Annotated in this window: 2 protein-coding genes; both read right to left on the minus strand. The window is 41.3% G+C overall.

What is annotated here, in order from left to right:
• Positions 1–143 precede the first annotated feature (143 nt).
• Complete coding sequence (locus tag FL972_RS05560; protein WP_144604089.1) at positions 144–815, minus strand: GNAT family N-acetyltransferase; 672 nt, start codon at positions 813–815, stop codon at positions 144–146.
• 397 nt (positions 816–1,212) lie between these two features.
• Positions 1,213–2,130 carry a glycosyltransferase family 2 protein gene (locus FL972_RS05565; protein WP_144604090.1) on the minus strand — a complete coding sequence of 306 codons (918 nt, stop codon included), beginning with the start codon at positions 2,128–2,130 and terminating at the stop codon, positions 1,213–1,215.
• Between the last annotated feature and the right edge of the window lie 187 nt (positions 2,131–2,317).

The raw sequence follows: 2,317 nt of genomic DNA on the forward strand, positions 1-2,317 counted from the left end.
CCTGTTGTGTAATTGAGTAACTGATTAACCGAGTAATTGAGCTGTCTCGTTTCTCGGTTCTAGCTTCTCGCTTCTAATCTCTCGTCTCTAATCTCTCGCTTCTCGCCTCTCATCTCTCGCTTCTCGTCTCCAACTTCAAACTATTAAACTTTAAACTCATAGTTCCAATAATGGTAGATATTGGTTTTCGAAGCGATTTTATAGCCCATTTTCTCATATAGGCTCCTTGCGGGCGTATTGGCTTTTTGGGTTGGAATCTTCATTATTCTGGCTCCCTTTTCAAAAGCCCAAGACTCTGCTTTTTTCAAGAGGTCCTTGCCTATTCCTTTGCCTCTGGAGGATTCTTTGACAGCAAAAAGACCGACTTGTGCTAGGTCATTATCTACCTTGCAGGTGACCATTCCTTCCATTTCCCCATCTACCAATACCTCCCCTTTTTCCAGGGCCTTCCTAATCCAGATATGGTATAGCTTTTCAAACTCACCCTGATCTAATCTAGGGTCTACTTTAAACCGTGAATATTCTCCACTGTCCAAAGCCAATGAAATCAAATCTTCTGTTAGTTCACCTTGATAGACTTCAATAATATCTGAACATGTAGATTCGGATTTCAACGCTTTCTCAAAAATCAATTTCACATCCATCAGTTGAATATCTTCTGAATTGATATCCAGTTCATGCTCACTGAACAGGTATATCAACTGAAAGCTCCGCGTCTGCTTCAAAAATTCATCCTGATCCCAATATTCCCCTACTTCATATTTTCCAACAGGATAACCAAAGAGTTCAGAGTCGAAAGGGAGATAAGTTAGCAAGTTGATAGTTTAAAGTTGGAGGGAGTTATTGGTTATTGAGTTATTAGTTATTGGATGAGTAATTGTGTAATCGAGTAAGGGTTTAACTGAGTCTCTTATCTTGCTTCTCGTCTCTCGCATCTCGTTTCTCGTCTCTCGCTTCTCGGTTCTGATCGTTTAGTTCAAGGTTCATTGTTCAGCGTTCAGGCCCGCTTCGATTTCTGCTGTGCAATTGAGTAACTGAGTACGCGAGTAATTGAGCTGTCTCGTCTCTCAATTCTCGTTTCTCGCTTCTAATTTCTCGCTTCTCATCTCTCGCTTCTAATCTCTAATCTCTAGCCTTTCGCTTCTTGACCTCTTCTTCGGTCTTCGGTCTCCCGTCTTCCATCTTTTTAGCTACAGGTAGAATTAAACAGAATCAACTTGTTTTTTTCTCTACTATGTAAATCGGACGGTTTTTCACTCCTTCGAAGATTTTTCCGACGTACAAGCCGACCATTCCCAAAGTAATTAAGACCAGGCCTGTTAGAAACCAAATGGAGATGATCAAACTGGCGTATCCTGCCACAATGATATCGCCCATTACATATCGAATTAGTGTGTAGAGGGCAAATAGAAAGCCGGTAAAAGCCACTCCGACCCCTAATTTTACAGTCATTCGAATGGGTTTATCGCTATAGGCAAGCAAAATATCCAAAGCCAGGTTGAAGAGTTTTTTAAAGGAATAGGTAGTTTCCCGTTTCCCGTTTTCTGAATGGCTTACGGGGATAGCTATTTGTCGAAAACCCACCCATTTGACCATAGCCGGGAAGAATCTGATCTTTTCCCGCATTTGGACAATTTCATCGATCAGCCTGCGGTGATATATTCCAAAATTAGCTACTGTTTCATCCTGATCTACTCCGGTTAAATAAGCCAAGGTTTTATAAAAGATTTTGGACCCCATCTTCTTAAAAAAGGTATCTTTTCGATTTACCCGCTGGGCAAAAACTGCCTCAAAGCCTTCCTGTGCTTTTTCATACAGAGTGGGGATTTCTTCCGGCCTATCCTGCAAATCACAGTCCATCACTACAATCCACTCCCCTTTTGCATGATCCAGACCCGCTGTAATGGCATAATGCTGTCCAAAGTTGCGGGAGAGTTTAATGCCTTTTACCTGTGGGTGCTTAGAAGCAAGTTCTTCTATTTTGTTCCAGGAATTATCCGGACTAAAGTCATCTACTAAGATAATCTCAAAATCGTGGCTGATAGAAGCTAGCGATTCCATGATTTTTTCCACGAGTTGATCGAGCAATTGCTCAGCGCGGTAGACGGGTGAGATGATGGAGAGGTGCACGATTAAATCATGAAGTCTTAACCCCCTAAATCCCCCTTTAGGGGGACTTTGAACACGTTTTTCAGGGAATTAAAGTGAGGGTAATCGGGTTCTAAAAATCAAGGAAAAAACCTAAAACTAGCCTACTTTAAAATTCTTACTATCTCGCTCTTTCAGAGCTGCTTTTCTGTTTGTTGCTAATTTATTT

Source organism: Algoriphagus algorifonticola (assembly GCF_007655305.1).
Lineage (GTDB): Bacteria > Bacteroidota > Bacteroidia > Cytophagales > Cyclobacteriaceae > Algoriphagus > Algoriphagus algorifonticola.